The 15,407-nt window shown below is 36.8% G+C and carries 13 protein-coding genes; 10 read left to right on the top strand and 3 right to left on the bottom strand.

Annotated elements, in window-relative coordinates; translation table 11 throughout:
• Positions 1-24 precede the first annotated feature (24 nt).
• Genes IGL80_RS10615 through IGL80_RS10585 form a run of 7 tightly spaced genes read left to right on the top strand, consistent with a single transcriptional unit; the run spans position 25 to position 8,857 of the window.
• Entirely contained in the window at positions 25-1,233 is a 1,209-nt protein-coding gene (locus tag IGL80_RS10615) for a hypothetical protein (RefSeq protein ID WP_002393472.1), read from the top strand.
• 13 nt (positions 1,234-1,246) lie between these two features.
• The gene (locus IGL80_RS10610) at positions 1,247-2,767 is read left to right on the top strand and encodes a membrane protein (protein ID WP_002385037.1); all 1,521 of its coding nucleotides are present in this window, start codon (positions 1,247-1,249) and stop codon (positions 2,765-2,767) included.
• Positions 2,757-4,340, top strand: coding sequence for a hypothetical protein (locus tag IGL80_RS10605; RefSeq protein ID WP_085366494.1), 1,584 nt, complete (start codon positions 2,757-2,759; stop codon positions 4,338-4,340). Before IGL80_RS10610 ends, IGL80_RS10605 begins: the two co-directional genes overlap by 11 nt.
• Entirely contained in the window at positions 4,337-5,599 is a 1,263-nt protein-coding gene (locus IGL80_RS10600; protein ID WP_002355764.1) for a glycosyltransferase, read from the top strand. Before IGL80_RS10605 ends, IGL80_RS10600 begins: the two co-directional genes overlap by 4 nt.
• 14 nt (positions 5,600-5,613) lie before the next feature.
• On the top strand, positions 5,614-7,680 hold the full coding sequence (locus IGL80_RS10595; RefSeq protein WP_085366492.1) for a cellulose biosynthesis cyclic di-GMP-binding regulatory protein BcsB: 2,067 nt from the start codon (positions 5,614-5,616) through the stop codon (positions 7,678-7,680).
• Positions 7,670-8,530 carry a hypothetical protein gene (locus tag IGL80_RS10590; protein ID WP_002425712.1) on the top strand — a complete coding sequence of 287 codons (861 nt, stop codon included), beginning with the start codon at positions 7,670-7,672 and terminating at the stop codon, positions 8,528-8,530. The genes IGL80_RS10595 and IGL80_RS10590 overlap by 11 nt, the downstream gene beginning before the upstream one ends.
• A 15-nt stretch (positions 8,531-8,545) precedes the next feature.
• Entirely contained in the window at positions 8,546-8,857 is a 312-nt protein-coding gene (locus IGL80_RS10585; RefSeq protein WP_002358818.1) for a hypothetical protein, read from the top strand.
• Positions 8,858-8,903: 46 nt separating this feature from the next.
• Here IGL80_RS10585 and IGL80_RS10580 read toward each other — a convergent pair whose 3' ends face one another.
• From IGL80_RS10580 to IGL80_RS10570, 3 genes are read right to left on the bottom strand one after another with little or no spacing between them, the layout of a single operon-like run.
• Entirely contained in the window at positions 8,904-10,058 is a 1,155-nt protein-coding gene (locus IGL80_RS10580; RefSeq protein ID WP_002358819.1) for a pyridoxal phosphate-dependent aminotransferase, read from the bottom strand.
• Between the two features lie 15 nt (positions 10,059-10,073).
• On the bottom strand, positions 10,074-10,796 hold the full coding sequence (locus tag IGL80_RS10575) for an amino acid ABC transporter ATP-binding protein (RefSeq protein WP_002355769.1): 723 nt from the start codon (positions 10,794-10,796) through the stop codon (positions 10,074-10,076).
• On the bottom strand, positions 10,789-12,252 hold the full coding sequence (locus IGL80_RS10570) for an ABC transporter permease subunit (protein WP_002358820.1): 1,464 nt from the start codon (positions 12,250-12,252) through the stop codon (positions 10,789-10,791). The genes IGL80_RS10575 and IGL80_RS10570 overlap by 8 nt, the downstream gene beginning before the upstream one ends.
• Before the next feature lie 170 nt (positions 12,253-12,422).
• On the opposite strand from IGL80_RS10570, the gene IGL80_RS10565 reads away from it, so the two are divergent.
• The 3 genes from IGL80_RS10565 (at position 12,423) to yajC (ending at position 15,292) form a co-directional block, all read left to right on the top strand.
• Positions 12,423-13,529, top strand: a complete 1,107-nt coding sequence (locus IGL80_RS10565) for an iron-containing alcohol dehydrogenase family protein (RefSeq protein WP_002358821.1) — start codon at positions 12,423-12,425, stop codon at positions 13,527-13,529.
• A gap of 158 nt (positions 13,530-13,687) precedes the next feature.
• Positions 13,688-14,833 (top strand): tRNA guanosine(34) transglycosylase Tgt, encoded by a 1,146-nt coding sequence (tgt, locus tag IGL80_RS10560; protein WP_002355772.1) that lies wholly within the window; start codon positions 13,688-13,690, stop codon positions 14,831-14,833.
• A 60-nt stretch (positions 14,834-14,893) separates the two neighbouring features.
• A complete protein-coding gene (yajC, locus tag IGL80_RS10555; protein WP_002383336.1) occupies positions 14,894-15,292 on the top strand; it encodes a preprotein translocase subunit YajC in 399 nt (132 codons plus the stop codon).
• Positions 15,293-15,407: the final 115 nt, after the last annotated feature.

Raw genomic sequence — 15,407 nt, 5'->3', positions numbered from 1 at the left:
AGTTTCGCAAAAACAAGTACTTTTGTGTACACTGACAATAAAGAAGTGAGGAAAAGAGGCGTAACAATGAAGAGAAAACTTTGGATTTTTATTGGGGTATTCGTGGTGCTTCTGGGAGGATATTTTCTTTTGTTTAGAGAAAAATCCTATAAAGTAGAGGTGGAAAAAGTGAATCCAAAAATTCAACGCTTAATGTCGACAGACAAACAACATTTTTTAACAAAACATGAATTTCACACAAAAGAAACCGCTGAACGCAAAGATTTGTTGAAGTTTTTTATTGAAACCCGGCTCAAAACAGACGGCGGTTTTTTAACCAATTATTTACCAGATGCTGAACGCAAAGATGTCGCCACAGGACATGAGTTGCTAAGTGAGTCTTCGGGTCTATATTTGCGTAATTTAGCTTTTGATACGCAGGGACGTTTTGATAATTTTTACAAGCAGACGAAAGACACCTTTTACGACGGTGTCCAATTTAGTTACCGAATTGACGAGCAAGGCAATAAGTACAATGTCAATGCCTCGATTGATGATTTACGGATCATTCGTTCATTAATTGAAGCAGGGGGGCATTTTAAAACAGATCAGTACAATCAAGAAATTAAAAAATTAGGCAAGAGTTTTATGAAAACCTCTATGAAAGATAATATTCTAATTGATTTTTACGATAGTAAATCAAAACAACAGTCTTCAGAAACTTCTTTGTTTTATATTGACTTAATTACGCTGGGTTATCTATACAAAGAATTTGGGATTTCAGCAGACTACTTGCAGTATCATTACCAATTAATAGATGATGGCTATATTTCTGATGATTTACCTCTTTATCAAACGAAGTTTAATCATCAAACAAATAAATACGAAAACAACGGAACACTTAATATTATTGAATCTTTATTAACGATTGTCCATTTAAGTGAAGTGGGTATGGCGAAGCAGACTAGTATTGATTTTGTGCGAAAACAAGTTCAGCAAGGAACGCTTTTTAACTCGTATGATTTAAATGGATCGCCCGTGGATAAAAATCAATCTGCAGCTAGTTATGCGATAGCGGCTTTAATTGGTGTTGCCGAAAATGACAAAGAGTTGTATCGTGCGGCAATTACAGTACTTAATAATTTTCAAATTATGGATTCAAGCAGTCCGATTTATGGAGGATTTGGTGATAAAGTTACGAAACAAGTCTATTCCTATAATAACTTAATGGCTCTTTTGGCCTATGATTTCTAGATGAGGTGAAAGCATGGAAAAGATCAAAAAATACATGAACTCGGCTTTTGAATGGTTGAGTCGTTATATTTCTCCAAGTCTTTTGGCCGTTTTAGGGATTGGGTTAGTGACAAGCATTTTGTTATTTGTTTATCCGATTAATGGCTTGGGAGATAATGGCGAGTATTTTCGTGTGTTAAATTCAAATAGTCTTTATCGTGTCAATGGTGATAGCTACGACAATGTGGCCTATTTTGTTAAGGACTTTTCGATTATGCGTTATTTTAATGAAACAACGACGCACTTTGTTTCCACTCAACAATTTTTCATCACCATTGCCATTTGGCTTAATAAACTTTTTTATAGTCAAACACTTTTCGATATTCGTTTCTTAGGTTTCGTTTATCTTAGTTGTTTTTTAGTGTCAATTTATATTCTGGTACGAGGCTTAACCGAAGGCGTATCTTTGAAAAAAAGTTATCTTATCTCCTTGTTGGTTATTTTCATCTTGGGGGATACCTCCTATACGATTTATTTTAATTCCTTTTATACAGAAGCGACGAGTTTTTTACTTTCTGTGAGTGTCTTAGCATTTTCAGTCTATTTTTATCGGGTGACGAAACCACGAACTTGGCTCAGAAGAATAGTTTTAGTTATCTTGGCACAAGCAGTAGTACTTTTAATAGGAACAACACGCCAAGAATATTTGCTGATTATTGGCGTAATTATTGCTGGATTAGGATTTTTTGTCTACTTGTCACAACGTTACCAACGATTGTCAATGACGGCCTTTTTAATTGCGTTGATTGGTTTTACAACGTTAGCAGCTTTTATCGTTCCTAACGATATCTATGAACGTGATGTCTACCACAGTATGACGCGCGGTGTAATGAAGGATAGTAAGGTTCCAGATAAACGGATGTCAGAGGGCGGAATCAACCCGCAATATGGGTTGCAAAAGGGACGTTCCTACTTTGAAGAATACAGTCCTGTATCACCAACTTCTGAACAAATGAAAAAAGATTTTTTTGATAAAACGAGTTTTGGATGGGTGTTATTGAATTATTTAAATTATCCATCTGAATTATGGCAAGGACTGAATTCAGCGGTCCCAAATGTTTACTTAGTAAAGCCTAATAATGTGGGGAATTTTGAGAAAACGACGGGGCGTGCACCGCTGGAACAATCTAAATTTTTTATGGTGTATAACCGTATTAAAGCCAGTTTTTTCCCTAAAAACTTTGCTTTCTATCTATTATTAGGCGTGATTCTGTTTGGTTTATATGGCGTTGGTTTATACAGAGGACTCAAGAGAAACGAACCCAGATTAGTTTTTCGCTTCTTTTTAATGACAGGGATCTATCTTAATTTATTAGTTGTTTTCATTTCAACAATTATTATTGATGGGGATAGTGACTTAGTACGTCATTTGTTTTTAGTCTCAGTATTTTTAGATTTTCTCTTGTTACAAATTGTTTCTGATGTTATTGGTAAACGAATGTGGCAAGATACAACACCACAAGTCATTGGGGAGGTAGAGGGAATTGAAAAATAAACAATATCTTATTGGCTGGGTGTGTTTCTTACTCTTTTTCGTTTTTTTTGGCTTTGCCAAACCGGCGCTGGCTGCACCAAGTAAACATGTCTTACTTGTCTATGACAGCTTGAATATTGCTGGGAAAAAAGAAAATGATGTGGATGCTTTACAACGAGTGTTGACGAGTTTTGGAGTAGAAGTTCAGAGCGTGGCGGTGTCAGACTATGTGCCTGGAGAATTGCTAAATGATGGCTATGACAGTTTGATTTCTATGGTGAATTGGCCTGAACAAGCCGGCGTTATTGCCTCTGATTTTCTAGCAGATCGAGTTCATTTTAAAGGCAAACAATTACACATTGGTCGAAACATGCGTGACGATGAAAAACAATATTTTAGCGGTACATGGAAAGAATTAAGTCATCGTCAATATCGGTTAGAAGATGAAAAAAACCGCTTTTCTCAAGTATTGCCTTTTCAAGATCAATCAGTTGTGCTGGAAAATACGCAAGGTCAGAAAGTTGGCCGATTAAAAACACAAGAATTAGCACCAGAAGAATATCCATTTGGTGTAATTGAGAATGGGCATGCTTTTCTACCAATGTTTGAACGCAAAGGCGCTGTTTTTTTAGAAAGCTTGGACGTGATTAGTCAATGGCTGGAAAGTGAAAAAATGTCACGGCCGTTTTTGACGATTTCTGATTTTAACCCGTTAAGAGATATGTCTGTGGCAACCTATTTGCAAGAAGAATTAGTTAAAACCACGTATCCTTATATTTTATCCAGTACGAGCGTTTCACAAAACAATACGATTTTACCTTATAAACTATTTACGAATGCGTTACGTGCGTTTGCTTCGACGGGGGTTATTTTCTTAGAAACACCGGTCGTTAACAATGTTGATTTAAATGACCAACGTGCCTTGAAACAATTGATGGAGCAGCAGATTAGTTTATTGGTCGACAGACATGTCTATCCAGTAGGCATTTCTGCTCCAGGATACTGGAATCAAGACCTTCAATACCAAGAGGATGGTCTAGCAATTAGTGATACAGTGATTCTAAGAGAAAATCCGCCGATTGAACGCGTTTTTTATCGGAACCAAACGGGAGAATCAATCACTTATAAGAATGCTTTGTTTGATTTACCGTATGATTATTTATCGGGGATTGAATGGACGGATAAAGATAATCCGAATGACTATCGATTTCCAATGCCGACCACCATTAGTTTTTCATTCCCAAATTCTAAAAAAGAAGTGGATCATCTAATTCAAGAAGTCAAGGAAGCACCAATAGTGTTTAGTGTTTCAGAAGCGGATCAACATTTCACTGTTCAAACACAAACGCAGAAAATCGAATTTCGGAATAATCGGTTCTTCTTAAACAATCAAATTGTCAATGGTTTGGCTGATACAGGGGCCTCAACAGTTGAAAAACAACGATTTACAGGCTTATTTTCATTCTTTTTCAGTATTACAAACAATATTTTGATTGGCGTTGTCACGCTGACTTTAATCATCCTGATTATTTTGTTTATGATTGGACGAAAGAATTATCGGTCGAAATATATTAATAAGGAGGAAGACAAATGACCATTGCTGACATTGTAATGTTAACAGCAACTATCATTATTTGGAGTCTACTAATTGTAAATATTCTCTTAGTTATTTTTGGCTATGTTTATTATTTAAAAACAGATCCTGTCGCACCACCACCTGTAGAGGACGAAGACGCGCCGTTTGTTTCAATTATGGTGCCGGCCCATAATGAAGGAATTGTCATTGTGCGAACAGTTGAAGCGTTATTGAATTTTAATTATCCGCAAGATCGCTATGAAATTATTGTGATTAATGACAACTCAAGTGATAATAGTGCCGAGCTTTTAGCTAACGTCCAAAAAAAGGCGGTTAATCGAAATTTGCAGATTATTAATACAGACAATATAACAGGTGGTAAAGGTAAGTCTAATGCCTTAAACATTGGTTTCAAGCAAGCCAAGGGGGACGTGATTGCCATTTATGATGCGGACAATACACCTGAACCGAATGCACTCCGTTATTTAGTTGGAGAGTTAATCGCTAGTGAGGAATACGGCGCGGTTATTGGTAAATTTAGAACGAGAAATCGCAATGCAAGCTTGTTGACACGCTTTATTAATATCGAGACACTGGCCTTTCAATGGATGGCACAAGCCGGTCGTTTTCAATTATTTAAGTTATGCACGATTCCTGGCACAAATTTCATTGTTCGTCGTAGTATTATTGAAGCCATTGGCGGCTGGGATGACAAAGCGTTAGCCGAAGATACAGAAATCAGTTTCCGCATCTATATGATGGGCTATAAAATTAAGTTTCAACCAAAAGCAGTGACGTGGGAGCAAGAGCCACAAACTTTGTCAGTTTGGTTCCGACAACGGACGCGATGGGTCAAAGGCAATATTTATGTCATTGTTAAAAATGCTAAATTATTGTTTAATCCTAAAGCGAGTCGGATCCGTTTTGATATTTTATATTTCTTGTCCATTTATTTTCTCTTAATGACATCGCTCGTTTTGTCAGACATCATGTTAGTTTTATCAATGTCTGGTTACTTAACAACGACCCTGCAAGGATTTAGCAATTCCTTGTGGTTGTTAGCGATTTTGTTATTTATTTTCAGTACTTTTGTCAGTATTACGACCGAAAAAGGCGAAATGACTTTAGAGAATATCTTAATTATTGCCTTGATGTATATTACATACAGTCAGATGTGGCTAGTAGTCGCCGCTTATGGCATGGTGATGTATATTAAAGAAAATGTTTTTCATAAACAAACACAAACAAAATGGTACAAAACAGAACGATTTAAATAAGGAGGAAACGTGCAATGAAACAAAAAACAGTCACTTTAATAGGGTTGTTCTTTCTGGCAATTCTGATTGGTGTCGCAAGTCCGACCGTATACGCCGAAAACAAAGAACAAGACAACCATACCTTTACACAACCTTTTCAAAATAAAACAATCTCTTTAACAGGTACTTCTGTCCGTAGCACCATGTATTTTACAAAAATTGATTATTGGGACGTAAAAAAAGCATCATTCAATATGACCTACCAAATCACACAATTAAAAAATAATCAGACCTCAGATTTAACTGTGGCAGTTAATGGTGTGAAGTTTTATTCTTGGCGTCCTGAAAATACGACTGGTATTCAACAAAAGACGATTGAAATCCCTTTGGAACTGATTAAAGAGACAAATACATTGACTGTTGAGGGCCAAATTATTAATCAGGCAGGAAACGACATGTATAATTTAATTGAAACTCCAGCAAATTGGTTAACGATGTATGAAGGATCTAACGTAAACTTCCAATACGATTTACAATTACCAGAGAATACAATTCATTCTTTTTATAATCATTTTGTGGGAGCAGACACGATTGCAAATAAACACAGTGTTATTTTGACACCAGAAAATGCATCGGAAAAAGAATTAGCTGCAGCGACCCATGCGTTAGCTGGTGCTGCTCGTTTGATTACTACCTCAGAAGAATTGTTGCCAATGGCTTCTTTGAACAAAGAACAGTCAGCACCCTATCAGTTGATTATTGCCAGCTATGATAAATTACCAGATCAGTATAAAAGTCAAATTGATAGCAAATGTGTGGAGGACCAGGCTGTCTTAAAATTTTTCAATCAATCAGATAAGCATGTTTTAGTAGCTACTTCTAAAGATGAGGACTTACTTGTTCGTGCAGGACGTTATTTAGCAAACTATGAATTAATGACCCAAACAGATAAAGAAGAGACAACAGTTGATGAGAATACCGATACGTTTAGTTCAACTTTAGAATTTGATGGAAATTATCCATTAACCTCAACGGGGGACAAGCTAGAAGGGGCCTATCACCAAGAACAAACGTACTTTGTCAATTTACCAGTGGATCGAAACAATGCCAATGGAAGTCGCGTGCATTTACATTTTAAATACGCTGAAAACTTAGATTTTGATTCTTCTTTAGTGACGGTTTACGCCAATGATAAACCAATTGGCAGCAAGAAATTAAGCGCTGCTCGTGCAAACGGTGATGAATTAAATCTCGAATTTCCAAAGAACTTAGAAATTGCTGATAGTTTTGTTTTAAAAGTTGCTTTTGATTTGAATGTTAAATCACCAGAAGTTTTACGAAATGGTCAGACTCCATGGGCCTTTATTGAAAATAATTCGAATGCGTTTATTCAAACAGAAGAACTGAATGACATATTATTTAACAACTATCCGAACATTTTTATCAGAAGCCGTTCTTTTGCTGATTTAGCGATTTTATTACCAGAAAAAATGGACGACAACTATTTTAAAGTGTTGACCAATTTATTTAACTTAATTGGTAATTATGCCGAAAGTAATGTCGGTGAGATTACGTATTATAAAAAAGCGCCTAAAAATGCGGCATTAGAAAATCATAACTTGATTATTTTTGGTACGCCTAAGGATAATCCGATGATTCGTAAGTTAAACGATCAGTTATATTTCCATTATGATAAGGACTTCACACGTTTTGTTTCAAACGAGAAACTGAGCATTGAAAAAGATTATGGTAAACAAATCGGTACGGCGCAGTTAATGTTTTCTCCATATAATGCGAAAGCCGCGGCGTTAATCTTAACGGGAGCTAAATCACAAGGTGTCTTTTTAGCCTCTACACAAGTGAATACAGAGAAGAATACTTCTATGTACAAAGGAGATGCCATTGTGGTCGATCCGAACTATCGTCGCTATGATTATCGTTTCAAAAAACGTGTAAGCAACGTTAGCAACGAATCATTAGGTAAACGAATTGTCAATAATCATAAATTAATGATTTATCTATTTGTCTTCTTAATTGGTATGACCATTATTGGATTAAGTGCGTTCTTCATCGTGAAGAAGAATTTGAAAGGTGGGGAATAGAGTGAATCAAAAACGAGTGACCTTACTTTTGGATTTAACTTTGTTGGTAGGAATTGTTTTGGTTGTCGGCACAACCATCTTTATGGCCTTAGGAACGAATGATTTCTTTGTGGACTTAAGTTGTCTATTAATTTCAGTTATCTTAATTATTGTTACCTATTTTGTAGGAATTACAGCGGGGTTAACATTTTCGCTTATATTTATTTTTCTACAATTGACTTATGTTGTATATCAGTATGTCTATCATGATTTGTTTAGCTATGGCTCATTATTTTGGCTAATCATGCCGCCGCTCTACTGTTTAACAATCTATGCAGTGACTTATCAAATTCGTACGATTGAAGAAGAAAATATTCGCTTACGTAAAGAAACTTCACGGTTAAATGCGTTAGATGCAGTAACTAATTTAAGAACAGCAAAAATGTATGAAGAAGGATTCAATTTATTTTCTGACATTTCTACACGTTATGAAGCGCCGTTATATTTAGTCGTGATCCGAGTGGCCTATTGGGAAAGTATTCGTAACTTATTAAGTCCTGAACAAAAGAATGAATTGCTACAAATCGTGACAGCGGCGATTAAAGAGACAACGGACGATCGCTTCTTACCATACTTTATCGACGGCACACCGCCAACTTGGGCGTTATTAATTTTCCGCGATGGGGATGACGGATACACTACTAGAAAAGAATTCAAACAACAAGCTCAAGAGAAATTTGCCCATTCTGAAACCTTAAGGAATATTACTTTGACATTACAAGTTTCCTATACCAAATATGATCCTGCCGAATTTAACAACGCTTCAGAATTTTTAGGGGATGGAATTAATTCTCTTCAATATGATGTTTAAAAAGGAGGCAAACAAATGACTGAAAAAATTGCTGTTTTTACAGGGAATTTAGCAGAGGCTGGTGTATTAAATGAGACGCAGCCATTGTCAATGCGATTACATTTAGAAAATATCCAAGCAGAAAGTAATCCAGAATCTATTGTGCCCTTATTTTCTCATGGGGTAATTTTAAACATACTTGTTGAACAGTTAGAGGAAAGTATCCCACTGTCTCACTTGAAAAAAGGGACCAAAGTCCGTTTCACAGTCGTGGGCTTGCCACCGATGACTATGTCGATTCCACCGCATGTTGGTGGGCAAGCGATTGAATTGATAGAAGAAATCTAAAAAGCTTCTGCATTAGCTATGATTATTAGCTAATGCAGAAGCTTTTTTATTCAAAGGTCATTCTTTCAATTCGATCGAACGCTTCCTTTAATAAATCTAAATTTTGTGTTGCGGCTAAACGAATGTACTCATCGCCCGTTGTTTCACCAAATGCTTTTCCAGGAATCACTAATACCTGTGTCTCTTTTAAAAGATTTTCCACAAAAGGAACGGAAGTTAGTCCAGTTTTTTGAATATTAATGAAGGCGTAAATACTTCCTTTGACTGGATGAAGCGAAAGGAAAGGGATCTTTGCTACTCGTTGGGCCACATACTCTAAACGTGTTTGGAACACTTCAACGATTGGGTCTACAAATTCGTCAAAATGTTGTAACGCATAGATTCCTGCTTGCTGTGACAACGTAGGCGCAGAATACGTAACGCCTTCATTAATTAATTTGGCTACTTCGTTAATATAGTCTGGGGCAATCATATAACCAATACGCCAACCAGTCATTGCAAAGGCTTTTGAAAAGCTACCAAAAGTGATAGTATTTTCTGGAGCAAACGTAGCCATGGGAGTAAACGTTTCTTGGAAACAAAAGGCTTCATAAACTTCATCTGAAAGAATGTATAAGTTGTGTTCAATCGCTACCTGTGCGATTTCTCTGAAAGTTTCTTCAGAGAAAACAGCGCCTGTTGGGTTATTCGGTGAATTAAGAATAATCGCTTTGGTTTTAGGCGTGATTTTTTCTTTCAAAAGAGCTACATCAATTTGGAAACCATCTTCTTCATAGGTTGGTAAAAAGACCGGAACGCCATCTGCTAAAAGGACTTGGTCTTTATAAGGAGAGAAATAAGGTTCATGAATAATCACTTCATCTCCAGGATTTAGAATCACTTGTAAGGCAAGGTACATTCCGTGCAGAGCGCCAACTGTGGCCCGGACTTGATTCGGTTGAAAAGATAATTGATAATGTGACTGATAAAACTGAATGACCGCCTCAATGAATGCCTTGCTACCATCAGAAGCGGTATATTTTGTATGCCCATTTTTGGCATCGTTAGCTGCTTGTTCGATAATCCGCTCATCGGTAATTAAGTCAGGGTCACCAATCGATAAATCGATTAAATTTGGGGTCTTTTTCGCCAATGTTGCAATATCCATGAGTAAATTTTCAGTAGGTTGTTGGTAACGTGTTGCGATATTCTTGCGATCCATACCAGGTGCTCCTTTTTATAAAACTTTTCTTAGAAAATCTTGTGTTCTTGGGTTTTGTGGCGCATCAAAAATTTCTTCAGGTGTGCCTTCTTCTTGAATGATTCCTGCATCCATAAAAATGACACGGTCCGCAACTTCTTTTGCGAAGCCCATTTCGTGGGTAACCACCACCATTGTCATCCCTTCAATAGCTAAATTTTTCATAACGGATAGCACTTCGCCCACCATTTCAGGGTCTAAGGCAGAAGTTGGTTCATCGAACAGCATCACGTCAGGGCGCATGGCTAAAGCACGAGCAATCGCTACCCGTTGTTGTTGCCCACCAGAAAGTTGAGCGGGATAATTTTCTTTTTTATCTGATAAACCAACTTGTTCCAGTAAAGAAAGAGCATGTTCTGTGGCTTCAGCAGCGGCTTCTTTTTTTACTTTAACAGGACTAATCGTTAAGTTTTCCAAGACATTTTTATGCGGGAAAAGATTGAAATTTTGGAATACCATTCCCATTTTTTGACGAAGTTGATCAATGTTGGTATTTTTATCTAATAAATTTTTTCCTTCAAATTCAACGCTGCCACCAGTTGGTGTTTCTAATAAGTTCAGGCAACGTAAAAAAGTACTTTTACCACTGCCAGAAGGGCCAATAATTACGACAACTTCACCAGCTTCAATTTCTAAGTCAATTCCTTTAAGTACTTCATTTTTTCCAAATGTTTTCTGTAAGTTTTTAATGTTAATCACTAGTACTCATTCTCCTTTCAGCAACACCTAATAGACGCGAGATAGTAAAGGTTAGGACGAAATAAATCAACGATACAATTAAGTAAGGTAGGAAGGGTTTAAAACTTGCTCCTTGAACGTTGCCAGCTTGGAAAATTAGTTCTGAAACACCAATGACTGAAACAACGGAAGATTCTTTAATTACTGTAACAAATTCATTGCCTAACGCTGGTAAAATATTTTTAATAGCTTGTGGGAAAATGATGTATCGCATTGCTTGGTTTTGATTCATTCCCAAAGAACGAGCAGCTTCCAATTGTCCTTTATTAACTGCCTGAATACCAGCACGAATAATTTCTGCTACATATGCACCACTGTTTAAAGAAAGGGCAATACAACCAGCTGCTACTTTTGATAAGTCTAAACCAAGAACGCCTGTCCCGAAATAGACAATAAAAATTTGAACAAGCAAAGGAGTGCCACGAACATATTCAATATAAGCAATGGCAATGCCACGTAAAATTTTGGAATTGGCTAACTTCATTAAGGCAAGTAAGGCCCCTAAAATGGCACCAAACAAAACACCAATGAAAGCTAGGAAAATGGTATAGCCTGCACCGTTAAGGTAGAACTTTCCATACTTTTGTAAAAAGCTTTGATCTTTTTGGAACATTAATTGATTGGCTTCTTTTTTATAACCGTCCATTAATTTTTGATCATTAATTTGTTTAATAGAGGCATTTACTTTCTCCGTCAAAACGGGCGCATCTTTAGGAAAAGCAACGGCAGTATCTTTTGAGCCTTTTTCAAAGGTAACATCAGCAAAAGCTAAATCCTCATTTTGAGAAACATAGGCTTCGCCAACCGGTTCTTCCATAACGACTGCATCTAATTTATTATTTTTTAGATTCATAATTAAATCTGGAATTTTTTGAAGAGAAGTAGGGACAGCACCGGTTAATTCGGTTTTAATTAATTCTTCTTGTGTCGTTTGCTTTTGGGCACCTGCACGAACGCCTTCGAAATCTTTAGTGGAATGAAATTTATCTTTGTCTTCTTTCCGAACAATGACTCTTTGTTGAACGTTCATATATGGTTGAGAAAAAGCTACTTCTTTTAATCGTTCAGGCGTTGGCGACATGCCAGAGATGACCATGTCAATCTTGCCAGTTTTTAAGGCCCCTAACAGAGCATCGAAGCCTAGTTCTTCGATTTTTAATTTAACGCCTAAATCGTCGGCAATTTTTTGAGCAATAGAAATATCAAAACCGACAATTTTATCTTCACCATCTACTTTTGCATGAAATTCATAAGGGGCATAGTCTGCGGATAAGCCGACAACTAGTTCTCCCTTTTGGATGATTTTGTCATAGACTGGATCGGTTTCGGCTGCAAAAGTTTCTTTAATAGGTAATAATGAGAGCAACAAGAATAAAATTGGTAAAATCGTCTGTAGCCATTTTTTACATTTGGTCATTTGCGTAAACTCCTTTTTGTATTATTTTTATAAATATTCAAAAAAAGCGAATAAATGTATAAAAATTTATTGTGTTATGATGTGGTTTATCATATCATAGAATATGTAAAAGGAAAAGTAGTAGAGTTGAAAAAATACAACTTTTTCAAAAAAATTTTCAAAAGTCAAAAATGAAGGGGATTTTCAAGATGGAACAATCATTAATTGTGAGAGGGACACCACAAGAGTATCTTTGCGAAATTGGTTCGTGGGAATTATTAGAAGGACAACTATTATGCAGAAATATTCATCGTGTATTCATTTTACACGGGACTGAGTCATGGCAAGCGGCAAAACCGTATTTTCCGACGTTTCAAAAAGTAACAGCTGTTTTTGAAAACTATGGAGGTGTTTGTACAGATCAACGTGTGCAAGAGTTAGAAGCGCAAGTGCTGGACAATCATTTAGAGGCCATCGTCGCTGTTGGTGGAGGAAAAGTGGCCGATTTGGGCAAAGCCTTAGCACACAAAATGGCGTTACCGGTAATTATTTTACCCACTTTAGCAGCTACTTGTGCACCGTGCACGCCATTGAGCGTAATGTATCGAGAAGATGGAGCAATGGAGCGGTATGACGTTTTTCCGCAAGCAAACGCTTTGGTGTTGGTAGAACCAAGAGTGTTATTGCATTCGCCTCGGTCCTTAATGGTGGCAGGTATTGGGGATACATTAGCTAAATGGTACGAAGCAGATGCGATTATTTCGCAGTTAGATGTCCAAGTGTTACCTATTCAAGTTTCTCATTTTGCCGCGGAAAAATGTCGCGATATTTTGTTAAATGAAAGTATCAATGCTTTAAAAGCGATGGAAGAGCAGCAATTAAATCAATCGTTTATTGATGTCATCGAAACGAATTTAATTATTGGTGGAATGGTGGGTGGCTTTGGCGATGATTATGGTCGGACAGCGGGTGCCCATTCCATTCATGATGCACTAACTTTGCTGCCAGCTAGCCATCGACAATTGCATGGAAACAAAGTGGCGTATGGTGTGTTTGTTCAATTAGCCATTGAAGAGAAATGGCAAGAAATCGCTGAATTGATTCCTTTCTATCACCAACTAGGTTTGCCTATTTCTTTAAAAGAAATGGAGATGGACTTAACTGAAGCCGAGTATCAAGAAGTAGCAGAACGTGCTTGTATAGAAGGCGAAACGATTCATTATATGAAACAAAAAATTACCCCTGAAATTGTGAAAACAGCGATGCAAGATTTAGAAAAATATACAGCGACAAAATAAGTGCCAAACAGCAACTAGCTCATTTGAATTATTTGAACTAGTTGCTGTTTTTTAAGGATCCTTTTTTGAAAAAAGAAACCTTGAGAAATCCTTGCAAATTCAATAAAAAAAAAGTATGATGATGGGAGGACAAATTATAGTAGAAAGTAGGGAAATGAATGACGGAACCAGCCATTCGTTATCGTTTAATCAAAAAAGATAAACACACAGGTGCGCGTTTAGGTGAATTAATTACTCCTCACGGCACATTTCCAACACCAATGTTTATGCCGGTAGGTACACTTGCGACAGTTAAAACAATGTCACCAGAAGAATTAAAAGAAATGGGTGCCGGTGTTATTTTAAGTAATACTTACCATTTATGGTTACGCCCAGGTGAAGATTTAGTCGAAGAAGCAGGTGGTTTACACAAATTTATGAACTGGGATCAACCTATTTTAACTGATTCAGGTGGCTTCCAAGTCTTTTCATTAAGTGATATGCGGAAAATCGAAGAAGAAGGTGTGCATTTTAGAAATCATTTAAATGGTTCAAAAATGTTCCTTTCTCCAGAAAAAGCGATCAATATTCAAAATAAATTAGGATCAGATATTATGATGAGCTTTGATGAATGTCCACCATTTGATGAAAGCTATGAGTATGTCAAACGCTCGATTGAACGGACTTCTCGTTGGGCTGAGCGTGGCTTAAAAGCCCATGCGAATCCTGATAGACAGGGATTATTCGGTATTGTTCAAGGTGCGGGATTTGAAGATTTACGTCGTCAAAGTGCTAAAGATTTAGTGAGTATGGATTTTCCTGGCTATTCGATTGGTGGCTTATCTGTTGGTGAGTCTAAGGAAGAAATGAACCGAGTCTTAGACTTTACGACACCGTTAATTCCTGAAAATAAACCACGTTACTTAATGGGTGTGGGTGCCCCTGATTCATTAATTGATGGAGTGATTCGTGGGATTGACATGTTTGATTGTGTGCTACCAACACGTATTGCGCGCAATGGTACTTGTATGACTTCACAAGGTCGCTTGGTTGTTAAAAATGCCCAATATGCAAGAGATTTTCGTCCGCTTGATGAAAAATGTGATTGTTATGTTTGTCGTAATTATACGCGGGCCTATATTCGTCATTTGATTAAATGTGATGAAACATTTGGAATCCGTTTAACATCGTATCATAATTTATACTTCTTGTTAGACTTAATGAAAAATGTCCGTCAAGCAATTATGGACGACAATTTATTAGAATTCCGACAAGCGTTTTTTGAAGAATATGGCTTTAATAAAGCGAATGCAAAAAGTTTCTAAAAATTAGAGGAAAAAACTAGTTCTTCAAGCATTTTTTTGATACAGTTAGTAGTGTGAATAATGCAGAGTGAGGTGAAACAAATGGGTGGCGGATTTACAATGATTTTTACATTAGTCCTTTTAGGAGGAATGATGTTTTTCATGACACGTTCTCAAAAGAAACAACAGCAAGAACGTCAAAAACAACTAAACGCAATGAAAACTGGCGATAGTGTTGTCACAATTGGTGGTTTACATGGTGTTTTAAGTGAAATCAACGAAAAAACAGTTTTAATCGATTGCGAAGGTATTGTCTTAGAATTTGACCGTGCAGCAATTCGAACTGTAACACCTGGAACTGCCGTTACAAATGATTCAGCAGTAACTAGTGTACCAGTCACAGAAGTTGAAGAGACAGTCACAGAAGAAGTAACTGAAGTTCCTGAAACATCAGATCCTTCAAAAGAAAAGAAAGACTAAACGAATCAACTAATTCATTTAATGGTTAGAGAGAGCGGAACAGGCTTTTCAAAGGCGAAACTGTGACCAGTAGTCACACGAGAAAGCCAATAAGAAGAGATAATTCCTATTCCGC

The sequence above is a fragment of the Enterococcus sp. DIV2467a genome, assembly GCF_050532945.1.
GTDB classification, from domain to species: Bacteria; Bacillota; Bacilli; order Lactobacillales; family Enterococcaceae; genus Enterococcus; species Enterococcus faecalis.
Note: the sequence above shows the minus strand (reverse complement) of the source record. Positions and strands in the feature narration are given on the sequence as shown.

What these genes read in the sequence shown, in the direction of transcription:
- IGL80_RS10610 (WP_002385037.1), top strand. Translation starts at nt 1,247, where the DNA reads ATGGAAAAGATCAAAAAATACATGAACTCGGCTTTTGAATGGTTGAGT.
- IGL80_RS10600 (WP_002355764.1), top strand. Translation starts at nt 4,337, where the DNA reads ATGACCATTGCTGACATTGTAATGTTAACAGCAACTATCATTATTTGG.
- IGL80_RS10595 (WP_085366492.1), top strand. Translation starts at nt 5,614, where the DNA reads ATGAAACAAAAAACAGTCACTTTAATAGGGTTGTTCTTTCTGGCAATT.
- IGL80_RS10585 (WP_002358818.1), top strand. Translation starts at nt 8,546, where the DNA reads ATGACTGAAAAAATTGCTGTTTTTACAGGGAATTTAGCAGAGGCTGGT.
- IGL80_RS10580 (WP_002358819.1), bottom strand. Translation starts at nt 10,058, where the DNA reads ATGGATCGCAAGAATATCGCAACACGTTACCAACAACCTACTGAAAAT.
- IGL80_RS10570 (WP_002358820.1), bottom strand. Translation starts at nt 12,252, where the DNA reads ATGACCAAATGTAAAAAATGGCTACAGACGATTTTACCAATTTTATTC.
- IGL80_RS10565 (WP_002358821.1), top strand. Translation starts at nt 12,423, where the DNA reads ATGAAGGGGATTTTCAAGATGGAACAATCATTAATTGTGAGAGGGACA.
- tgt (WP_002355772.1), top strand. Translation starts at nt 13,688, where the DNA reads ATGACGGAACCAGCCATTCGTTATCGTTTAATCAAAAAAGATAAACAC.
- yajC (WP_002383336.1), top strand. Translation starts at nt 14,894, where the DNA reads ATGCAGAGTGAGGTGAAACAAATGGGTGGCGGATTTACAATGATTTTT.